General features: G+C 65.0%; 18 protein-coding genes, 1 tRNA gene and 2 pseudogenes. 14 read left to right on the top strand and 7 right to left on the bottom strand.

What is annotated here, in order from left to right:
• The first annotated feature begins 53 nt into the window (after window positions 1–53).
• The 9 genes from RX333_RS10530 (at window position 54) to RX333_RS10570 (ending at window position 9,256) form a co-directional block, all read left to right on the top strand.
• Window positions 54–2,021, top strand: coding sequence for an AMP-binding protein (locus RX333_RS10530; protein WP_316014900.1), 1,968 nt, complete (start codon window positions 54–56; stop codon window positions 2,019–2,021).
• Between the two features lie 82 nt (window positions 2,022–2,103).
• A complete protein-coding gene (locus RX333_RS10535; protein WP_316014901.1) occupies window positions 2,104–2,925 on the top strand; it encodes an ABC transporter ATP-binding protein in 822 nt (273 codons plus the stop codon).
• A gap of 30 nt (window positions 2,926–2,955) precedes the next feature.
• Window positions 2,956–3,960 carry a branched-chain amino acid ABC transporter permease gene (locus RX333_RS10540; protein ID WP_316014902.1) on the top strand — a complete coding sequence of 335 codons (1,005 nt, stop codon included), beginning with the start codon at window positions 2,956–2,958 and terminating at the stop codon, window positions 3,958–3,960.
• An 80-nt stretch (window positions 3,961–4,040) separates the two neighbouring features.
• A complete protein-coding gene (locus tag RX333_RS10545) occupies window positions 4,041–4,376 on the top strand; it encodes a hypothetical protein (RefSeq protein WP_316014903.1) in 336 nt (111 codons plus the stop codon).
• Window positions 4,377–4,402: 26 nt separating this feature from the next.
• Window positions 4,403–5,479 (top strand): branched-chain amino acid ABC transporter permease, encoded by a 1,077-nt coding sequence (locus RX333_RS10550; protein ID WP_316014904.1) that lies wholly within the window; start codon window positions 4,403–4,405, stop codon window positions 5,477–5,479.
• Between the two features lie 82 nt (window positions 5,480–5,561).
• The gene (locus tag RX333_RS10555; RefSeq protein WP_316014905.1) at window positions 5,562–6,854 is read left to right on the top strand and encodes an ABC transporter substrate-binding protein; all 1,293 of its coding nucleotides are present in this window, start codon (window positions 5,562–5,564) and stop codon (window positions 6,852–6,854) included.
• A 58-nt stretch (window positions 6,855–6,912) separates the two neighbouring features.
• Window positions 6,913–7,728 carry an ABC transporter ATP-binding protein gene (locus tag RX333_RS10560; protein ID WP_316014906.1) on the top strand — a complete coding sequence of 272 codons (816 nt, stop codon included), beginning with the start codon at window positions 6,913–6,915 and terminating at the stop codon, window positions 7,726–7,728.
• A gap of 73 nt (window positions 7,729–7,801) precedes the next feature.
• A complete protein-coding gene (locus RX333_RS10565) occupies window positions 7,802–8,029 on the top strand; it encodes a hypothetical protein (protein ID WP_316014907.1) in 228 nt (75 codons plus the stop codon).
• The gene (locus RX333_RS10570) at window positions 8,030–9,256 is read left to right on the top strand and encodes a phenylacetate--CoA ligase family protein (protein ID WP_316014908.1); all 1,227 of its coding nucleotides are present in this window, start codon (window positions 8,030–8,032) and stop codon (window positions 9,254–9,256) included.
• A gap of 4 nt (window positions 9,257–9,260) precedes the next feature.
• Here the strand turns inward: RX333_RS10570 and RX333_RS10575 are convergent, their stop codons facing one another.
• From RX333_RS10575 to RX333_RS10590, 4 genes are read right to left on the bottom strand one after another with little or no spacing between them, the layout of a single operon-like run.
• Window positions 9,261–9,878, bottom strand: coding sequence for a thiamine phosphate synthase (locus tag RX333_RS10575; protein WP_316014909.1), 618 nt, complete (start codon window positions 9,876–9,878; stop codon window positions 9,261–9,263).
• 49 nt (window positions 9,879–9,927) lie between these two features.
• A complete protein-coding gene (locus RX333_RS10580; protein WP_316014910.1) occupies window positions 9,928–10,365 on the bottom strand; it encodes a cupin domain-containing protein in 438 nt (145 codons plus the stop codon).
• On the bottom strand, window positions 10,362–11,684 hold the full coding sequence (locus tag RX333_RS10585) for a lyase family protein (protein ID WP_316014911.1): 1,323 nt from the start codon (window positions 11,682–11,684) through the stop codon (window positions 10,362–10,364). Before RX333_RS10585 ends, RX333_RS10580 begins: the two co-directional genes overlap by 4 nt.
• Window positions 11,681–12,337 (bottom strand): alpha/beta hydrolase, encoded by a 657-nt coding sequence (locus RX333_RS10590; RefSeq protein ID WP_316014912.1) that lies wholly within the window; start codon window positions 12,335–12,337, stop codon window positions 11,681–11,683. Before RX333_RS10590 ends, RX333_RS10585 begins: the two co-directional genes overlap by 4 nt.
• 201 nt (window positions 12,338–12,538) lie before the next feature.
• On the opposite strand from RX333_RS10590, the gene RX333_RS10595 reads away from it, so the two are divergent.
• The 3 genes and pseudogenes from RX333_RS10595 to RX333_RS10605 form a co-directional block, all read left to right on the top strand.
• A complete protein-coding gene (locus RX333_RS10595) occupies window positions 12,539–13,312 on the top strand; it encodes an IclR family transcriptional regulator (protein WP_316014913.1) in 774 nt (257 codons plus the stop codon).
• 83 nt (window positions 13,313–13,395) lie between these two features.
• Window positions 13,396–13,470, top strand: a tRNA-Asn gene (locus RX333_RS10600).
• 310 nt (window positions 13,471–13,780) lie between these two features.
• Window positions 13,781–14,344: pseudogene (locus tag RX333_RS10605) on the top strand (integrase core domain-containing protein); the annotation flags it as partial.
• 68 nt (window positions 14,345–14,412) lie between these two features.
• Here the strand turns inward: RX333_RS10605 and RX333_RS10610 are convergent.
• From RX333_RS10610 to RX333_RS10620, 3 genes and pseudogenes are all read right to left on the bottom strand, one after another.
• Window positions 14,413–15,768, bottom strand: coding sequence for a ferric reductase-like transmembrane domain-containing protein (locus RX333_RS10610; protein ID WP_316014914.1), 1,356 nt, complete (start codon window positions 15,766–15,768; stop codon window positions 14,413–14,415).
• Window positions 15,765–16,697 carry a sensor histidine kinase gene (locus tag RX333_RS10615; protein WP_316014915.1) on the bottom strand — a complete coding sequence of 311 codons (933 nt, stop codon included), beginning with the start codon at window positions 16,695–16,697 and terminating at the stop codon, window positions 15,765–15,767. Before RX333_RS10615 ends, RX333_RS10610 begins: the two co-directional genes overlap by 4 nt.
• Before the next feature lie 144 nt (window positions 16,698–16,841).
• A pseudogene (locus RX333_RS10620) lies at window positions 16,842–17,982 on the bottom strand (IS3 family transposase).
• A gap of 174 nt (window positions 17,983–18,156) precedes the next feature.
• Between RX333_RS10620 and RX333_RS10625 the strand changes: the two are divergent.
• A complete protein-coding gene (locus RX333_RS10625) occupies window positions 18,157–18,561 on the top strand; it encodes a hypothetical protein (protein ID WP_316014916.1) in 405 nt (134 codons plus the stop codon).
• Window positions 18,459–19,259 carry a hypothetical protein gene (locus RX333_RS10630; protein WP_316014917.1) on the top strand — a complete coding sequence of 267 codons (801 nt, stop codon included), beginning with the start codon at window positions 18,459–18,461 and terminating at the stop codon, window positions 19,257–19,259. Before RX333_RS10625 ends, RX333_RS10630 begins: the two co-directional genes overlap by 103 nt.
• Window positions 19,260–19,320: the final 61 nt, after the last annotated feature.

Consider the following 19,320-nt stretch of genomic DNA (forward strand, 5'->3'; position numbering starts at 1 on the left):
CGCCGCAAGAGTGACACCGCCCGTTCCGGTCCCACTAGGGGGGAGGACTGGCGATGGCTGCGCGGACGCTCGGCGATCTTGATACCTTTCCGAAGCTGATGGCGCACAACGTCGACCGCTTCGGGGATGCACCCGCGTACCGGGTGAAGGAATACGGCATCTGGCAAAGCTGGAGCTGGCGCGAGGCGCATGCGGAGATGCGCGCGCTGGCCGTATCGCTGCAGGAGCTAGGTCTGCAACCCGGCGACCATGTGGCGCTGATCGGCTCGAACCGGCCCGAACTCTACATCGCGATGACCGCCATCTCGGCTGCGGGGGGCGTGCCGGTGCCGATCTACCAGGACGGCGTGGCGGAGGAGATCTCCTACGTCCTCGACCATTGTTCGGCCCGGTTCGCGATCTGCGACGATCAGGAACAGGTCGACAAGGTGCTGGAGGTCAAGGAGCAGCTGCCCGATCTGCGGGAATTGATCTATCGCGACCCACGCGGCCTGCGCCGCTACGACCACACGCATCTGCACGCGCTCGACGCGCTGATCGAGAGCGGGCGCGAGGCGACGGCGGATCAAAACAAGCGGCTCGACGATGCCATCGCCAGCCGGTCGGCGGACGATACCTGCGTGATGCTCTACACTTCCGGCACGACGGGGCGGCCCAAGGGGGTGGTTCTGTCGAACCGCAACATCCTCGTCACCTCGATGAACTCGGCCGAGTTCGACCACCTGCGCCAGTCGGACGTGATCCTCGCCTATCTGCCGATGGCCTGGGTCGGCGATTTCATCTTCTCGATGGGGCAGGCGCAGTGGACCGGGTTCTGCGTCTGCTGTCCCGAGAGCGAGCACACGATGCAGACCGACCTTCGCGAGGTCGGGCCGACCTATTTCTTCGGTCCGCCGCGCTTCTTCGAGGGGCTGCTGACCAACGTGATGATCCGCATGGAGGACGCGACGAAGCTCAAGCAGAGGCTCTTCCATCACTTCATGGATGTGGCCAAGCGGGTCGGCCCGCAGATGCTGGACGGGAAGCCGGTCGGATTCGGCGACCGGGTGCAGTACGCGCTGGGCGAGGCGATGGTCTACGGCCCGCTCAAGAACACGCTGGGCATGTCGAAGGTGCGCGTCGGCTATACGGCGGGCGAGGCGATCGGGCCGGAGATCTTCGAATTCTACCGCTCGCTCGGCATCAACCTCAAACAGCTCTACGGCCAGACCGAGGCGTCGGTCTTCATCGCGCAGCAGCCCGATGGAGAGGTCCGCGCCGACACGGTCGGCGTCGCCTCGCCGGATGTGGAATTGCGCATCGCGGAGAATGGCGAGGTGTTCTATCGCTCGCCCGGCAGTTTCGTGGAGTATTTCAAGAATCCCGACAGCACCGCCTCGACCAAGGATGCCGAGGGCTGGGTCGCGACGGGCGACGCGGGCTTCGTGGAGGAGGAGACGGGCCACCTGCGCATCATCGACCGGGCCAAGGATGTGGGCCAGATGGCGGACGGGTCGCTCTTCGCGCCGAAATATGTCGAGAACAAGCTGAAGTTCTTTCCCAATATCCTGGAGGCCGTGGTCTTCGGTAACGGACGGTCGGAATGCACGGCCTTCCTGAACATCGACCTCGGCTCGGTCGGCAACTGGGCCGAGCGCAACAACATTGCCTATGCGAGTTATCAGGAACTGGCGCAGCACCCGCAGGTGCTCTCTACGCTCAAGGCGCATGTGGAGGAGGTCAACGCCTCGGTCGCCGAGGACGAAATGCTGGCCGGCTGCCAGATCCACCGCTTCCTGGTGCTGCACAAGCAGCTGGACGCCGATGACGGAGAGCTGACGCGCACGCAGAAGGTCCGCCGCCGGATCATCGAGGAGCGGTATGGCGACCTGATCGCCGCCCTTTACGACGGATCGGACGAGGTCTTCGCCGACACGGAAGTGACCTACGAGGACGGCCGCAAGGGTCGCGTGAAGGGAACGCTGAAGGTGATCGACGCGGCCACCGTTCCGGTCGCGACCAAGTGGGTGGCTGCGGAATGACCGGGGCCCCCTTCTTCTTCGTCGAAATATCCCGGGGGTCCGGGGGCAGAGCCCCTGGCCGGTTCCCACAGGAGGCGCGGCCATGAACGACATGACCCCCGACAGCTACACCACGCCGGACGGGCGCACGATCGGCGGCGTTCTGATGGAGGTGCGCAACATCACCCTGCGCTTCGGCGGCGTGGTGGCGATCAAGGACATCTCCTTCGACATCCGCGAAGGCGAGATCCGCGCGATCATCGGCCCCAACGGGGCGGGCAAGTCCTCGATGCTCAACGTCATCAACGGCTTCTACCACCCGCAGGAGGGCGAGATCCATTTCCGTGGGGAGAAGCGAGGGCCCATGAAGCCCTACCAGATCGCCCAGCAGGGGATCGCGCGGACCTTCCAGAACATCGCGCTGTTCAAGGGCATGAGCACACTCGACAACATCATGACGGGCCGCTTCACGCATATGAACGCCCCCTTGTGGAGCCAGGCGATCTGGCGCGGGCGGGCCGAGCGGGAGGAGATCGAGAACCGCGAGCGGGTCGAGCGGATCATCGACTTCCTGGAGATCCAGAACATCCGCAAGACGCCCGTGGGCCGGCTGCCCTACGGTCTGCAAAAGCGGGTCGAACTGGGCCGCGCCCTGGCCGCCGAGCCTAAGCTCCTGCTGCTAGACGAGCCGATGGCGGGCATGAACGTGGAGGAGAAGGAGGACATGTCTCGCTTCATCCTCGACGTGAACGACGAGTTCGGGACCACCATCGCGCTGATCGAGCACGACATGGGCGTGGTCATGGACATCTCCGACCGGGTCGTGGTTCTCGATTACGGGCGCAAGATCGGGGACGGCACGCCGGACGAGGTCCGCGCCAATCCCGAAGTGATCGACGCCTATCTGGGGGTGGCCCATGACTGACCCCCGCAATTCCGAAGCAGGAGGCCGCTGATGCCGATCTGGTTGCTGAACACGCTGGAAGTGTCGATCAACGGTCTGATGACCGGGGTGCTCTATTCGCTGGTGGCCTTGGGCTTCGTGCTGATCTTCAAATCCTCGGGCGTCTTCAACTATGCGCAGGGCGTCATGGCGCTGTTCGCGGCGCAGACGCTTGTGGGCATCCAGACGGGGCAGGTGCCCTTCGCACATCTCATCAACGCGATCACGGGACTGCATGTCAGCAAGTTCGGCTTCGACCTGCCGTCGATCCTCGCGATCCTGCTGACCACCGCCGTGATGGTGCTGTTCGCCTGGCTGGTGGTGAAAGTGGTCATGGTCCGGCTGGTGAATCAGGAGCCGATCATCCTGTTCATGGCGACCATCGGTCTGGCCTATTTCATGGAGGGGTTCGGCGACCTGATGTGGGGGGCGGAGTTGAAAACGCTGGATGTCGGGCTGCCCTCGGGCGGGTCGTTCTGGATCGAGGACGTCACCGCGCAATGGGCGGCGGAGGGCGAACGCTACTGGGGGATGTATGTCGACAAGCTCGACATCTGGGCCACGATCATCGCGGTGTTCCTCGTGGCGGCGCTGACGATCTTCTCCCAGTACACCAAGGCGGGCACGGCGATGCGCGCGGTGGCCGACGATCACCAGGCGGCGCTGTCGGTGGGCATCTCACTCAACCGTATCTGGATCATGGTCTGGTCGATCGCGGGTTTCGTGGCCCTGGTTGCGGGCATCATGTGGGGTGCGAAGTCCGGCGTGCAGTTCTCGCTGAGCCTGATCGCGTTGAAGGCGCTGCCGGTGCTGATGCTGGGTGGCTTCACCTCGATCCCCGGCGCGATCATCGGCGGCCTAATCATCGGGGTGGGGGAGAAGCTCTTCGAGTTCCTGATCGGGGTGCCCTATCTCGGCGGTGCCACGGAAAACTGGTTTGCCTACGTGCTGGCGCTGATCTTCCTCGTCTTCCGGCCGCAGGGCCTGTTCGGCGACAAGATCATCGAGAGGGTGTGATGGCGCTCGGCCCTTGGACAGAACGGGCTGCCGATCGGGCGGTCGAATATGCGGCCAAGCCAAAGGGTCCGGCCGATCCCATGCGCGTGATGAAGATCATGGGGCTCGTCTTCTTGATCTTCGCCGCCGTGCCGGTGGCGATCATGGCGCTGATGATCGGCCTGAACGGCGCGCGTGCGGCGGAGTGGTCCGAGGACGAGGCCCGGACTCGATGTGCCGCACTTCTGAGTGACGAGCGCGGCGATCCGCGCCGTTCCAGACTGCGCGACGATCCGCTGTGCGACTGTCTCGTGGGGCAGGTGCTGGCGGAGCCGACACCGCTGTTGTCGCGCATCACGACGCCGAGCATCCGCGCCGCGGCCGCCGAGCGGATGGAGGATGCCCTGCCGGGCTGCCGCGCGCAGGTGGCGGGATGAAGATGAACGAGGGAAGGGGTTAAGCCATGCTCTACCGCGAGGCCGGTGACTTCAAGACGACCTATACCGATGACGGGCAGACCTTCCCGATCAAGCTGGACCGAACGGTCTACTACGCGATCGCGCTGATCGCGTTCCTGGTCGTGCCCTTCGTGCTGACCGACTACACTGTCAACGCGATCCTGCTGCCGTTCCTGATCTTCTCGATCGCGGCGCTGGGGCTCAACATCCTGACCGGATATTGCGGGCAGGTGAGCCTCGGGACCGGGGGGTTCATGGCGGTGGGGGCCTATGCGACCTACAAGCTGATGACGGCGTTCCCTGACCTCAACATCTTCTTCATCACCATCATCGCGGGGCTGATAACGGCGGTGGTGGGCTTGCTGTTTGGCCTGCCGAGCCTGCGGATCAAGGGGTTCTACCTCGCCGTCGCGACGCTGGCGGCGCAGTTCTTCCTCGTCTGGCTCTTCAACAAGGTGCCGTGGTTCTACAACAACTCCGCCTCCGGCCAGATCTCGGCGCCCGAGCGGACGATCTTCGGGCAGGCGGTGACGGGTCCGAATGCGGAGCCGTGGGTGATGTACCTTTTCTGCCTCGTCTTCGTCTTCGCGCTCGCATGGCTGACGCGCAACCTGACGCGCGGGCGGATCGGGCGTTCCTGGATGGCGATCCGCGACATGGACATCGCGGCGGAGATCATCGGCGTGAACCCGCTGCGCACGAAACTCAGCGCCTTCGCGATCTCCTCCTTCTTCATCGGGATCGCGGGCTCGCTGTTCTTCGCGGTCTATCTCGGTGCGGCCGAGGTGGGGGAGGCGTTCGGGATCGACAAGTCGTTCCTGGTGCTCTTCATGATCATCATCGGCGGGCTGGGTTCGATCTTCGGCTCTTTCGCTGGCGCGGCATTCATGGTGCTGCTGCCGGTGTTCCTGAAGCTGTTCCTGGTGGATCTGCTGGGCTGGCCCACGGATATCGCGGCCCATATCCGCTTCGTCGTCGTGGGCGGTCTGATCGTCTTCTTCCTGATCGTGGAGCCGCACGGGATCGCGGCGCTTTGGCGCACGGTCAAGCAGAAGCTGCGCCTGTGGCCGTTCCCGCATTAGGATCATTCATAACGACCCCGGCAAACGGGGCGTGAAAAGGGGCCTGCCAAGGGCCCGTCATGTCAAAGGGAGGACAACCGACATGAAACTCAAGACACTGGCCCTCGCGGCCTCGACCACCGCCATCCTCGCCGGTCCCGCCGCGGCGGAACTGGTGTTCCCCTCGCTCGACTACCGCACGGGGCCCTATGCCGCGAACGGCATCCCCTTCGCGGATGGCTATGCCGACTACTTCACCCTGCTCAACGAGCGGGACGGCGGCATCGGTGGCGAGATGGTGCGCCTGCTGCCCTGCGAGACCGGCTACAACACCGAGCGCGGCGTGGAATGCTACGAGAGCACGAAGGGCGAGGGCAGCCTCGTCTATCAGCCGCTCTCGACCGGCATCACCTATCAGCTGATCCCCAAGGCGACGGCGGACGACATCCCCGTGCACTCGATGGGCTATGGCCGGACTTCTGCCGCGGATGGCGAGGTGTTCAGCCACGTCTTCAACTATCCCGCCAACTACTGGCAGGGCGCGTCGGGCATCATCAACCATATCCTCGAGGAGAATGACGGCGACCTCGAAGGCAAGACCATCGCGCTGATCTACCACAACTCCGCCTTCGGCAAGGAGCCGATCCGCACCCTTCAGGAACTGGGAGAGCAGCACGGCTTCGAACTGACCGAGCTGCCGGTCGACCATCCCGGTCAGGAACAGCGGTCCCAGTGGCTCGACATCCGCCGGTCGCAGCCCGACTACGTCATCATGTGGGGCTGGGGCGTGATGAACCAGGTCGCCATCCAGGAGGCCGCCAACATCCGCTACCCGATGGAGCAGTTCTACGGCGTCTGGTGGTCGGGCTCGGAGAATGACGTGATCCCGGCGGGCGAGGGCGCGGATGGCTACCGCTCCGTCACCTTCCACGCGGTCGGCGATGACTTCCCGATCTTCGACGACATCCAGCAATACGTCGTGGATACCGGCAACGCGGCCGGTGCGGGCGACCAGATCGGCACCGTGCTCTACAACCGCGGCATGTACGCGGCGATGCTGGCGGCCGAGGCGGCTCGCACCGCGCAGGAGATCCACGGCACGGCCGAGATCACGCCCGCGATGATGCGCGACGGCATGGAGGCGCTGGAGATCACCGAGGAGCGGATGACGGAACTGGGGCTGCCCGGCTTCGGCCCCGAATTCTCGGTCTCGTGCGAGAACCACGGCGGGCCGGGCCTGTCTGCGATCGCCCAGTGGAGCGCGGCCGATCAGGAGTGGTCGCTGATCTCCGACTACGCGGCCCCCGATGACGGCGTGATCCAGCCGCTGATCGAGGAAGACGCCGCGATGTATGCCGAGGAAGCGAGCATCGAGCGCGGCCGCTGCGCCGAGTGACGACGATCCCCGGCCCGCCATGCGCGGGCCGGGACCACCCCCTGACCGGAGATCCCCCATGCTCGACGGCGCCAAGAACGACACCCTGCTCGAAGTCAACAATATCGAGGTGATCTACAATCACGTGATCCTCGTGCTGAAGGGCGTCAGCCTGTCGGTGCCCAAGGGCGGTATCACCGCGCTGCTGGGCGGCAACGGCGCGGGCAAGACGACGACGCTGAAGGCGATTTCCGGCCTTCTGGCATCGGAGCGGGGCGAGGTGACGAAGGGGTCGATCCTCTATCGCGGGTCGCGGATGCAGGATCTCAGCCCCAACGATCTGGTAAAATCCGGCGTCATCCAGGTGATGGAAGGCCGCCACTGCTTCGAGCACCTGACGGTCGAGGAGAACCTGATGACCGGGGCCTATACCCGCTCCTCCGCCGAGGCGAAGCAGGGGCTGGAGATGGTCTACGAATACTTCCCGCGCCTGCGCGAACGGCGCAAGAGCCAGGCGGGCTATACCTCCGGCGGGGAACAGCAGATGTGCGCGATCGGACGCGCCCTGATGGCCCGGCCCGAGACGATCCTGCTCGACGAACCGTCGATGGGCCTCGCACCGCAATTGGTGGAGGAGATCTTCGGCATCGTGAAGTCTCTGAACGAGAACGAGGGCGTCAGCTTCCTGCTGGCCGAGCAGAACACCAACGTGGCGCTGCGCTACGCCCATTACGGCTATATCCTGGAGTCGGGTCGTGTGGTCATGGACGGCCCCGCCAAGAGCCTGCTGGAAAATCCGGACGTCAAGGAATTCTACCTCGGGGTCGGCGACGAGGGGCGCAAGAGCTTCCGCGACGTGCGGTCCTACCGTCGGCGCAAGCGGTGGCTGAGCTGACGCGCGAAGCCCCTAGAAGCGGCCTGCGCCCGTGCTAGCTGATCGCGAGACATGCTCAGTGAGGAGAGTACCCGTGACCAACAGGCAAGAAGCCGATCAGTCGATCGACGCGGCCATCATCGAATTGCTGGAAAGCGGACCGGTCGAGGAGGGCGAGCTGCCCGCGGCCGTTGCGATCCAGCCCGACGAGCGCATGGAGATCGACCGCTGGCGCGCCGAGGTCCGCTCGGTCGCGCAGAAGATGGCGTCCGAAGGGCGCATCACGCTCGAGAACGGAAAATATCAGCTCGCGAAGGACTAGATGACCCATTACGACGCCCTGGAAACCCGCGATCCGGCCCGGCGGGCCGAGGATGAAGCCCGTGCGCTCGGCGCGCTGATCGCACATGCGCGCGAGCAGGCGGACGGCGTGACCCGTCATCTGGCCGATCGGGAGATTTCGCGTCAGGTGGACAGGGCGGAACTCGCGACCCTGCCTGTGTTGCGAAAGTCGGACCTGGGGGCCGCGCAGAAGGCCCATCCGCCTTTCGGGGGGTTCGTGGCGGCGCGCACGCATCATGCCTTCCAGTCGCCCGGCCCGATCTACGAGCCGGGCGGGACGGGGGCGGACTGGTACCGCATGGGGCGGTTCCTGTATGCGGCCGGGCTGAACCACGACGATCTGGTGCAGAACTGTTTTTCCTATCACATGACGCCCGCGGGCATGATGTTCGAGAACGGGGCGGCCTCGGTCGGTGCGCGCGTCTTTCCGGCCGGCACCGGGCAGACGGAGCTGCAGGCGGAGGCGATGGTGCATCTGGGCGTCACCGCCTACGCCGGAACGCCCGACTATCTGAAGGTTATCCTCGACAAGGCGAGCGAGCTGGGACTCTCTCCGCGCGTCACGCGTGCGGTGGTGGGCGGCGGCGCGCTGTTCCCCAGCCTGCGGGCGGAATACGCGGATCGCGGCATCACCTGCACGCAGTGCTACGCGACCGCCGACCTGGGCAACATCGCCTATGAAAGCGCGGGACCGGACGGGGCCGCGCCCGAAGGGATGATCGTAGACGAGGGCGTGATCGTCGAGATCGTGCGCCCCGGCACCGGCGATCCCGTGGCTGAGGGCGAGGTCGGAGAGGTCGTCGTGACGACGCTGAACCGCGACTACCCACTGATCCGTTTCGCCACCGGCGACCTGTCGGCGGTACTCCCCGGTGTCAGCGCCTGCGGGCGGACCAACATGCGCATCAAGGGCTGGATGGGCCGTGCCGACCAGACCGCCAAGGTGAAGGGCATGTTCATCCGGCCCGAGCAGGTCGCGGCCCTCGTCGCGCGCCACCCGGAGGTCGCGCGTGCGCGTGTCGTCGTGACTCGGGCCGACGAAAGCGACCGGATGCAGGTGCGTGTCGAAAGCGACGGGGTGGATGCCGACGCGGTCGCCGCCAGCGTGCGCGAGGTGATGAAGCTGGGTGGCGAGGTCGAGATCGTCGCGCCCGGCAGCCTGCCGAACGACGGCAAGGTCATCGACGACCAGCGCAGCTACGACTGACGCGTCAGAGGCCGAGCGCCTCGAGGGCTGCGAGAGGATCCTCGCGGTCCCAGATCTCACGCCCCACGGCGAAGAAATCGACGGAAGGGGACAGGGCGGCGACGCTTTCCACGTCGAGCCCGCCCTCGGCGACAACGGGCACCTCGATCATCGCCGACCACCAGTCGAAAAGCTCCGCCTCCGCCACGGATCCGTCGCCCAGCATCGCATCGGGACGGACCGGGCCGAAGGAGACGTAGTCCGCTCCCGCCTCGCCCGCGCTGAGCCCGGCATGACGGGAGGCGTCGCAGAAGCTGCCGATGATCGCGTCGCGCCCCAGGTCGGCGCGCAGGTCGCGCAAGCTGCGCCCATCGGTGATGTGCACGCCGTCGAGGCCGTGGGGCCCCACCATCCGGTGATGATCGGCGATCACGATGGCGATGTCGCGGGCATGGCAGAGGTCGCGCAGCCCGTCGGCGGCACGTCCCAGGTCGCCCGCATCCGCGCCGGGCATCTGCAGCCGCAGACAGGCGACCTCGCGCGCGTCTAGCACGCGGACCAGCCGGTCGGTGAAGCCGTGCAGTTCGAATTTCGGCGGCGTGACGAGATAGAGTTGCGGCGCGTCCGCGGTGTCGTCGTTCATGGCGACCTCCCTTGCTTGACCGCACATCTAGACGGCGCGGCGGGCGGGCTCAATCCCTCCCGTCGCGCGGGGTCGGGCGCCAGTCGGGCGGGGCGAGCTCGAACCCCGCGAAGTTGAAGCCGGGGGAGACGGTGCAGCCGACCAGCGTCCACGCGCCGAGCGAAGCCGCGGACTGCCACCAGCCTTCGGGCACGATGCGCTGAGGACGCTGATCGCTCGCCAGTTCGGGGCCGAGGATGCAGGCCTCCGCGTCATGGCCGTCGGGCGACATGCTCAGCACCAGGGGGGCGCCCGCGTACCAGTGCCAGATTTCGGTCGCATCCACGCGGTGCCAGTGGGAGTGCTCCTCCGCTTTCAGCAGGAAATAGATCGCGGTGCCCGCAGGGCGTTTGCCGTCCTCGGCATCGTGCCGCCAAGTCTCCCGGTAGTGGCCGCCCTCGGGATGGGGGGCGAGGTCGAGCAGGGCGATGATCTCGTCGGCGGTCATCGGCTATCCTCCGAGGGTCGGCGTGCGATCCGTCGCGCCTGCCCGGATTGTTCGAGCGGATCGAGCAGAGCGTCCCAGTCGAGATCCGGGAAATCGCGGGACAGGATCTCCGACAGCGTACCGTCACCGGCGAGAGCGGCGGCACAGGCCTCCTTCACACGGGCGGCGGCCTCCGGGCGTGGCATGTGCGCGGCCAGCGCAAAGGTGATCGCCTCGGCGAAGATCGTGCCGCGCGTCGCCTCGATATGGTGGCGCATCGCCTCGGCATCAGGGGTCATGGTGTCGACCAAAGCGCGACCATGCCGCAAGGCTGCGCCCGTCGCGGCGATCAGCTGCGGCAGGGCCAGCCATTCCTGCACCCAGGCCGCGCCGTCGCGATCGCTCTCGGCGATCTGCGCGTGGAACAGTGCGGAGGCCATCGTCGCGCCGTGCCGGGCCAGCCCGAGCAGGGTTTCCGCCGCCACGGGATTGGCCTTGTTGGGCATGGTGGAGGAGCCGCCCGCCGCTGTCAGCCTTAGTTCCGGTGGGCTCATCTGAACCATCAAGAGCACATCCTGCGCCATCTTCCCCAGCGAGCCGCCGAGGAGAGCGAGTGCGGCCGCAAGCTCGCCCATCCCGTCGCGCACCGCGTTGCGGGAATGAGGTGGATGCGCCAGCCCCAGCTTGTCGGCGACCATGTCCTGCAGCCTGTCGACCTGCGGTCCGAACGCCGCTCCGGTGCCGCCCGCGCCCGAAAGCGACAGTAGCGCGACCGACGCCCGCGCGGCGCGAAGCCGGGCCGCATGCCGGGGCAGGGGATCATGCCACGTGGCCACTCTTGCGCCGAACGTGGTCGGCGTGGCGATCTGGTGTCGCGTGCGCGCGGCCATCGGCAGATCGGCGTGATCCGCCGCCATCCGTGCAAGCCGTACAGCGAGTTCCTCTGTCCGAGTTGCGAGGATATCGACCGCCCGGTTCAGGCGGATCGCAAGCCCGCTGTCCACGAGGTCTTGCGAACTGGCCCCGTGATGGATCCAGCGCGCATGCTCGGGTGCGCCCATCAGGCGCCGGAACTCCGCGACGAAAGAAGGCCCCTGAACGCCCGCCGCGGCCGTCCCTGCGGACAAGGCAGCAGGATCGAGCTGAACTTCCCGAGCCGCGCGTGCGATGAAAAAGGCGCTGTCGAGCGGGATGATCCCGAGTTCGCCCTGCGCCTCGGCCAGTGCACCTTCGAACAGCAACATCGCGCGCAATTGGGCGGTGTCCGAGAACAGCGGCACCAGTTCGTCATCCGAGAGCAATCCTCGGTGCATCGGGCTGTCGAAAGGAGTGAAGCTCATGTCGGATCCCCATGATCGCCGAGGTCGTGCCCGGTCGCGTCTATGAAATCACGGATCAGGCGTGCCGTCTCTGCGGGCGCGTCGAGCGGCGTTGCGTGGCCGCTTCGCGGAACGATGGCAAATTGCGCCCCCGGAACGCTGTCGGCCATCTCGCGCACGAGGTCGGGAGGCGTTACCCGGTCGTCGCGCCCGGCGAGGCACAGCATCGGCAGTCGCAACGCGGCGGTCGACATCCGCAGGTCCGTCTGCGCGATCGCGGCGAACCAGTTCTCGAGTTCTGCCGTCCCCGATCCGCCCTGTTCGTCGGCATATGCCTCGATCCAGTCGCGGTAGCGCGTTGAAATGCCGGAAGAGTGGCGGGCGGCTGCGGTCCAGGATGCCTCGACGCCGAGTTTCGGAGCGGTGCCGATCTGGACCATCGAACGGGTGGTAGCGGGTCTTTCGGCCGCGAGCCCCTGCAGGACCAGCGCACCGATTCCAAGACCGACCGTCATCGCATTCTCCAGCCCACGCATTGCAAACGTGTCCGCCAGGGCCGCCACGAAATCGCGCATCGATGGCTCCGGCCGGGGACTGGGGGACAGATCGAGAAAAACCGGCCTCACGGTCGGCGGCATTGAGTCGCAGATCGGCTGCCACGCGCGTGCCGACATCCCCAGTTCCGGGACGAAGACGATCGGTGGCGCCGCTCCTTGCCTGCTGGGCCGTTCATCTGTTCGGGGCAGTCGCATGGAACTCCATTTCGCATAGCGAAAATCTTGAACTCCAAGGTCTTGCAGGTTGATGGACTGGTCGCAAGGCGGTCTGCACGCCCTAGATTGCAGGACATGAGCGAAACCGCATCCACAAATCAATTGACCGAACGCACCGGCCAGGTTCGCGCCGTCGTGCGCGGGCTGACGCTGTTGCAGCACATTGCCGAGTCCGATGCAGGTTTGACACTGACCGACGCTGCCGATCGTGCGGATCTGCCGCCATCGACCACGCATCGGCTGCTGACCACGATGGAGGCGGAGCGCTTCGTGCGGTTCGACGTGGCGGCGGGGACTTGGCAGATCGGGGTCGCCGCGTTCGTAACCGGTGCGGCCTTCCTCAAGACGCGCAGTCTGATGCTCGTGGCCAAGCCGTTCCTCACTCAACTCGTGGAACTGACGGGCGAGACGGCCAACGTCTTCGTCGAGAGCAATGGCGAGGTCGTCTGCCTCGATCAGGTCGAGAGCCGCCATGCCACACGCTCGCTCACCCAGATCGGGGGCAGGCTGCCGATGCACGCCTCCGGTTCGGGAAAGTCGCTGCTGTCGCACATGTCGAAGGACCGTCGCCAGCAACTTCTCGGCTCGGGCGACCTCGTCGCGATGACTCCCTCGACGATCACCTGTCGCAAGGATCTCAACGAGATCCTGGATCGCGCGCGGACGGACGGCTTCGCCTCGGATCATGGCGAGCATTCCGACGGCATGCGCAGCGCGGCCTCTGCGGTTTTCTGCGAAGCCGGCAACCCAATTGCAGCCCTCGCCGTATCGGGGCCGGAATGGCGCATCGACGATGCAAAGATGTCGGAACTGTGCGATCACGTAAAGCAAGCCGCCCGCGACGTGACGGTAGAATTCGGCGGCCGCGCGCCGTGATCGGAGTTCTTGGAACGGGCTGAAAAATGGGTCTTGTGGCCATCTTGAGCCTTTGCTAAACCCCGCTCATCCGAGAGGATTGGTCCGGCGTAGCTCAGCGGTAGAGCAGTTGACTGTTAATCAATTGGTCGTAGGTTCGATCCCTACCGCCGGAGCCATATTTCACAAAATCCGTTTGAATTTAGTAACATCAGGTGTCTGCCTTTCGGTCGCTGAAGAGCTGGCCACACAGGGGCGATACCATTGAAACTCAAGATCAACGTACAGTAGAAAAAGTCTCGACAGTGGCGAGTATCGTTACTGCTGATCTGCCACGGGATTTTTTCTCCACTGCAGATTAAAGTTCGACCGAACTTCAAGACGGACAGTGAAGCGAACAAAATTTTCGGACGAGGCTGACGTCCCAGCTGATGGTGTAGCTCGTGACAGGCCTCGTGCTCACCGGCGGGCCGAGCTGGTCGACTTTTCACTCGCGAATTCCTGGCTGCAATCCCCGATATCTCGATCCCGGGTCGCCGTGTCGGGCACAAACTGACGACTTTGGTCGAGCGCCTCGGAAAGCGCTGCATGATCTTCAACGACAACTGAATGGAACTGAGTTCGAATGCGATTCTGCGGTAGTATTTCGAGCGCCAGATCGAACAGCGTTACGTAGTGTCCTGCTGCTCGGCTGCGGTTTGCTTGCAATTCGCCCAAAGGGGGCAAGCCGATGGAGAACGACCTCTTGGAGAGCCTCGATAGCCGACTGCGCGACAAGTTGCTCAGCGAGTCCATTTTCCGCAACCTAGCCCATACGCGGCTCGCGATCGCCGCGTGCGCCGCCGATTACAACGCCGGACGCCCGCACGCGGCCTTAGAACGCCGAACCCCTGCCAACTACGCCCTGGTTCTGACCATCGTAATCGCCCGCCCGCTGAGCGAGATGAAAGCTCCGCGCTTCGGGCGATTGCTCAACCTGATCCGATCCGAGTGAAGACGAACCGGCCTCCGGTCGCGGCTGGATGGAAGTCAATGCCAGGTCGGACGCGATAAGGATCACCGGAAGATTCGGGGCGGTTCAGGGACCTCGATTGAAGATCACTTAGGGACCCAACTGCGCATTACCGCAGACGCTCATAAGCATTGTCGAACAAGGTGGAGGATAGCCCGAGCCTATCGCGCCAGTCTGCGGGATGAGGCAGACCAGTCCGGAACTCGAAACGTTCGCGCAATAGCCGGAACGTACCGGGCTTCGCATCCGCGATGGCTTCCTTCACCGAGTTCAGCAGGCCCTTCGGACCGCAGAAGTAGATGTCGGCCCTGCCGCTCCTCTCCGACATCAAACGCAGCAGATCGCGCGCAGTGGGACGTGCGACACGGGATGTCTCGATGACCTTCAGCGACACGTTCGGCTCCTGATCCGCGAAGGCGCGAAGTCCATCTAGCGACGGAATGGCGTCGGACGCGCGGTCGACGACGATGATATCGACACGGGTGTCCACCGGACGGCCGCTCGCGGCCCAGGCCAAAAGCGGAGTGACACCGATCCCGCCCGCGATCCAGATCTGCCGCGGGCCTCCACGCGCGGGGCGGAAGCTGCCGAAAGGGCCTTCGATGTGCAATTTCGTGCCTGTCTCCAACTCGGCGATCAGGCAAGTCGTCCACTCCCCCGACTGCCGCATCGCGAAGCCAAGCCGTCCCGTCTGCGCATCATGGTGGCTGATGGTGAAGGGATGACCCCGTCCCGACCCGTCGGCCCGGCGCAGGAAGGCGAACTGTCCGGGTCGCGGCTTGCCGATGCGCCTGCCCTCGGGCACGAGCGTGATCCGGGCGTAGCGCCCTGTCCGGCTGACCTCCTCGACACTGTAATGCCTCGAGCGGCGCCAGGAGGAGGGTCGCAACGCATAGGTTCCTGCAAGCGTCCCGGCGACCGTCCAGGCCATGATGTAAAGGCCAGCAAAGCTTTGCAACGCAAACGGCTTCGCGATGCCGATGAAATGCACCGCCGACAGGATGAACACCGCCGTCATCAGGCGATGGGTCCAGAACCAGATGCGGTACGGTATCAACATCACGAGCGTGGCGATAATCAGGACCGTCAGGCCGTCGAGCGCGAGCCCGCCGATATCGGAGGCGAGATCGGTCCGGCCGAACTGATCAGGAATCCTCTTGATCTCGGCCTCGAAGCTATCGTGCAGATAGACGGTCGCCAATGCAGTCAGGCCGAGCCACTTGTGCAGCACATAGGCCTTGTCGAGACCTCCGCTCAGCCATTCCAGCGGGCGCGCGCGGCTCGACAGCAGCATGGACAGCGACATGCACATCAGAGAGACAGTGCCGAGTGACTGGCTAATCAGCTGCTCGGTCCAGCCCGGCTGGAAATGCGGCAGGATCAGGGGAATCGGCGACAGCACGATCAGCACGCAGAGAACGGAAAACAGCTTCAGGCGGCGCTCGGCGATCACGGCATCGGTCATTGCGATTCCTCAGGGAAGGTCAGGGTCGCGACGAAGCCGTCGGGCCGTCCCGGCGCGGGGGAGTGCAACTCGAGGCTGCCGCCTGCTTCCTCGATGATCGTCTGCGTGATGGCGAGCCCTAGGCCGGTGCCTTCCTTGTCGGGTGCTCCGCGGGCGAACCGCTCGCCCAGCCGGTCGAGCAGCCTGTCGGGCAGGCGGGGGCTGTCATTCGCGACCGAGAGCGATGCGCCGCGTATCAGGATGCGGATAAGCGTCCCCGACGGACTATAGCGCAGGGCGTTCACGAGCAGATTGCGGATCGCGATAGCGCAGGCATCCGCATCGATCTTCGCCATCAGGCGCAGGGTCTCCGGATAGTCGATGTCGAAGCGATCGTTCTCGTCCGAAAGGAAGAAAGGCTCTTCCAGCACGAGATCCAGGATCTGCAAGACGTCGACGGCCGTATCGGACCGGGCGAAGCCGGTTTCGAGGCGTGAGTGCTGCAACAGGGCTTCCGAGAGGCGCGACAGTCGCCGTATGGACGTCTCCACATGGGACAGGGCGGCGCGGGCCTCGTCGTCGCTTATGCTTTCCTGTGCCGACTGGACCTGAGCCAGCGCGCCCGCCACGGGGGTTCGCAGCTCATGCGCGCAATCGGAGCTGAAGTTGCGCTCCGCCTCCAGTGCCGCGCGCACACGGGCGAGTAGCCGTTCGACCTCGTCCGGGACGGGCGCGAGTTCGGCGGGTGTGTCGTTCGCATTGATCGGGGCCAGGTTCCGACCGTTACGCTGCGCGATCTCAGCCGCGAAACTCCGGATCGGAATGACCGCGCGGCTCGACAGCAGCCAGGCGGATACCCCCAGGATCGGCAGGAGGAACAGCAGAGGCAGGACGAGTGTGGGGATGATCTCCTTGACCGCATAGGCGCGCAGTCCGGGCGTCTCGAACACCGCGACGCCGAAGCCGGTGATATCGTCGCGCAGAGCATAGACGCGCTGACCTGAGCCCCGACTCTCCTCCGGCCATTCGGAGAATCCGCGGGTTGATTTCTGGGGCTACGCGGCGCGCATTTCCAGCCCCTTCATTGCGATGAACTAGGCTGGGGTCATGTTCCCGAGACCGGAGTGCGGGCGATGGTGGTTGTAGTCGTCCTGCCAGGCGTGGATCTGCGGCCGGGCCTCGCCGATGGTCGAGAACAGCGTCTCGTTCAACAGCTCGTCCCGGAAGCGCCCGTTGAAACTCTCGACGAAGCCGTTTTGCATCGGCTTGCCCCCTTTCGCGGTTTGCAAGCAAACCGCTGCCGGGCAGCGGGACGCGATGTAGTGCCACTCAACACCGGTGCGCTGGCACCAGGACAGGATCGCCATCGAGGTCAGCTCCGTGCCATTGTCGCTGACCACCATGGCAGGACTGCCTCGCAGGGCGATCACGGCGTCGAGTTCACGAACGACGCGATGCCCCGACAGTGACGTGTCCGCCACCAGCGCCAAACACTCGCGGCTGTAGTCATCGACGACCGCCAGCACCCGGAACCGTCGCCCGTCCGTCAGCGCGTCGCTGACGAAGTCGAGGCTCCAGCGGATGTTCGGCGCATCCGGCAGCAGCATCGGCCGACGCGTGCCGAGGGCGCGCTTCCGGCCGCCCCTGCGGCGCACCTGGAGCTTCTCCTCGCGGTAGAGGCGCCTGAGCTTCTTGAGGTTCATCCACTGCCCGACAGGGCATCGCGCAGCGGTGTCCCGAGAGGGACGATGCCCTGTCGTTCGAGCATGACGTGGATGCGCCTGTAGCCGAAGCGGCGTCGCTCGGTCGCAACAGCCTTCATCGCCGCCCGCGCTTCGGCGTCGTCCGGACGCACGCTGCGATAGCGCACGCTCGACCGATCCACCGCCAAGACTTGGCACGCCCGGCGCTGGCTCACCCCGTGTGTCGCAACGACGTGGGCCACCGCTTCCCGCCTGACACCGGGCGCTACCATTTTTTTGCCGCGACATCCTTCAGGATCGCGTTGTCGAGCATCGCCTCGGCCAGCAGCTTCTTCAGCTTGCCGTTCTCGGCTTCGAGCGCTCTCAGCCGTCGCGCATCCGACACCTCGAGCCCGCCATACTTCGCCTTGTATTTGTAGAACGTCGCAGAACTCACCCCATGCTTCCGGCAGAAATCAGCCGTGGGCATCCCGGCCTCCTGCTCCTTCAGCATCGCGATGATCTGCTCTTCCGTGACCCTTGATCGCTTCATTGTCCGTCTCCTCGTTGGAGCGGACTCTACCTCAAACTGGAGGAAGATGCGGGGCTCAGGTCACGAGCGAAAGCCGCGGCGGATCGCAATCGACTTTGACCGCAAGGTCGCCAAGGAAACGCCGCCCGATATCTGGGTCGAGTAGAGTCCGGCCCAGGTGGCGCGAAGATCCTCATGCTCGCGGCCGATCTAAGCCAGGAATTCCGTCTCGATTGGGATGATGCCGAGATCCTCGATGACGATTGGGACGATATGATCGCCGGGCTGCGCAACCCTCCGCCGGGGGCGCCCAACCGCCTCGTCCTCGAATGCGGAACAGAAGCGGGGTTCGGAGAGGATCGGGACGGTGGGATTTCGGAAGCTCTGAAGCTCGTCGAGCGCCCGGAATCTTCAGACTGGGATTTGCTGGGCAACAGAATGAGTGCGCGCCCCCACGGCCGCAAGCGGTTTCGAGTGATTGCGACGTTCTCGCCGATGTGGATGCCGACGAGATCGAACGGCTCGACCGCGTCAACCGACGCGCTGCCGAGGAATCCGCTCGGCGTCTCGAAGGCGCGCCGGGCACCAACGACGCGTTGAAGGTGCTCACCTGGCAGTACCGGCGCTGTGACGAAGATGTCGTCGACACCCTGCTCGACATCGTCGAAGGACGAAGGATCGCGACATGCCTACGACATGCGATGAGTCAGGTCCTTCTCTATTATGGCCTCGGACGGACCGTTCGGACCGAGGAGCAGGAACGACGCCTCTTCGACCATCCTCTCGGTGAAGATGTTGCCGATTGGCGTTGGCGCCACGAGACCGCTTGCGCATCCTTTCTTCTGTCTAGGTCCGAGAGCGCACCGGAACTGCTCGAAAGCCGTTCCGTCGCGCATAAGGCGGAAGTGATCCTCGACGAATTTTCGAAGCAACTCGGGGGTCCCTATATGAAGTTCAATTGTGCCCCCTTCCTCATGACAGGCCTCCTTCGCCACCGCGAACGGAAGCGCTACGCACTCGTGATCGGCGAGGATCTGATCGCCGATCGCTTCCGCGAGGCCATCCATGAGACGCTGGCGGATTTCGAGCGTCCTCGCAGTCACGCGAGGTTCGAGAAGAAAGTCGGAAAATATCGTCCGATCCTCCTCGAGATCGACCGTTGGCTCGACGGCAAGGGCGAGAATCCGGATATCTTGGAAGACATCTTCGATACGGACAGCCCCCCGATGATCCCGATACTGAACCTGACTAGGGGTCGAACGCGGATTGATCATCCCGGTCACGCAACGGCTCGGTAGGGCGCGATCGGCATCGCGACGACCGCGGTGCGGGTGGGACATGGCGGCCAAGGCAACTGCC

This window comes from Roseobacter sp. HKCCA0434 (assembly GCF_032464675.1).
Taxonomy (GTDB): Bacteria; Pseudomonadota; Alphaproteobacteria; order Rhodobacterales; family Rhodobacteraceae; genus Pontivivens.

What these genes read in the sequence shown, in the direction of transcription:
- RX333_RS10530 (WP_316014900.1), top strand. Translation starts at nt 54, where the DNA reads ATGGCTGCGCGGACGCTCGGCGATCTTGATACCTTTCCGAAGCTGATG.
- RX333_RS10535 (WP_316014901.1), top strand. Translation starts at nt 2,104, where the DNA reads ATGAACGACATGACCCCCGACAGCTACACCACGCCGGACGGGCGCACG.
- RX333_RS10540 (WP_316014902.1), top strand. Translation starts at nt 2,956, where the DNA reads ATGCCGATCTGGTTGCTGAACACGCTGGAAGTGTCGATCAACGGTCTG.
- RX333_RS10545 (WP_316014903.1), top strand. Translation starts at nt 4,041, where the DNA reads ATGCGCGTGATGAAGATCATGGGGCTCGTCTTCTTGATCTTCGCCGCC.
- RX333_RS10550 (WP_316014904.1), top strand. Translation starts at nt 4,403, where the DNA reads ATGCTCTACCGCGAGGCCGGTGACTTCAAGACGACCTATACCGATGAC.
- RX333_RS10555 (WP_316014905.1), top strand. Translation starts at nt 5,562, where the DNA reads ATGAAACTCAAGACACTGGCCCTCGCGGCCTCGACCACCGCCATCCTC.
- RX333_RS10560 (WP_316014906.1), top strand. Translation starts at nt 6,913, where the DNA reads ATGCTCGACGGCGCCAAGAACGACACCCTGCTCGAAGTCAACAATATC.
- RX333_RS10570 (WP_316014908.1), top strand. Translation starts at nt 8,030, where the DNA reads ATGACCCATTACGACGCCCTGGAAACCCGCGATCCGGCCCGGCGGGCC.
- RX333_RS10575 (WP_316014909.1), bottom strand. Translation starts at nt 9,878, where the DNA reads ATGAACGACGACACCGCGGACGCGCCGCAACTCTATCTCGTCACGCCG.
- RX333_RS10580 (WP_316014910.1), bottom strand. Translation starts at nt 10,365, where the DNA reads ATGACCGCCGACGAGATCATCGCCCTGCTCGACCTCGCCCCCCATCCC.
- RX333_RS10585 (WP_316014911.1), bottom strand. Translation starts at nt 11,684, where the DNA reads ATGAGCTTCACTCCTTTCGACAGCCCGATGCACCGAGGATTGCTCTCG.
- RX333_RS10590 (WP_316014912.1), bottom strand. Translation starts at nt 12,337, where the DNA reads ATGTCGGCACGCGCGTGGCAGCCGATCTGCGACTCAATGCCGCCGACC.
- RX333_RS10610 (WP_316014914.1), bottom strand. Translation starts at nt 15,768, where the DNA reads ATGACCGATGCCGTGATCGCCGAGCGCCGCCTGAAGCTGTTTTCCGTT.
- RX333_RS10625 (WP_316014916.1), top strand. Translation starts at nt 18,157, where the DNA reads ATGCTCGCGGCCGATCTAAGCCAGGAATTCCGTCTCGATTGGGATGAT.